The following is a 503-nucleotide window of genomic DNA, read 5'->3' as shown; positions in this document are numbered from 1 at the left end:
CAGTCGTCCCAGCGCAGGCCACTACCGACCAGATCGGCGGTGATGTCCGGTGCGGTACGGGCGCCCTTGATCAGCACGTGGCCGCGCAGGCTGCCGGTGTTGTTGGGCAACAGGTCCGCCAGCTGCACCGGTTCCAGCTGTGCATCGATATCCAGGCGGTCACCGACCGAGCCCTTGGCGGTCAGGCGGCTGTTGCCCAGCGCGAGCCTGAGGTTGCCCTCGCCCTGCTCGCCGCGCAGGGCGAACCTGCCCTGTGCATCCAGCGCGCGCTTGCGCAGCGTGCCCTTGATGCCAGGTACATCGACGGTGGCTTCGTAGCTGCCGGCGGTACCGGCCGGACTGCCGGCGGGCGGCGGCAACTGGCGGCCCTTCGATGCAAACGAACCGGACAGTTTGCCGTCCCAGCCCGGCGCGAAGTAACCCGGATCGAAGCCGGCCAGTTTGGCGGCGACGTCCCAATCCAGCTGCGGTGCCCAGGCGACCTGGCCGGTTACATCCAGCGA

At 69.2% G+C, this 503-nt stretch carries 1 protein-coding gene; it reads right to left on the bottom strand.

Features of this window, described 5'->3' with window-relative positions:
- A partial coding sequence (locus AAE045_RS24550) for a hypothetical protein (RefSeq protein ID WP_455549891.1) occupies nucleotides 1–503 on the bottom strand: 503 nt, incomplete at both ends.

The sequence above is a fragment of the Dryocola clanedunensis genome, from assembly GCF_038405435.1.
Classification (GTDB): domain Bacteria; phylum Pseudomonadota; class Gammaproteobacteria; order Enterobacterales; family Enterobacteriaceae; genus Dryocola; species Dryocola clanedunensis_A.
The sequence above is the reverse complement of the archived record's forward strand: the minus strand, read 5'-3'. Positions and strand labels throughout refer to the sequence as shown.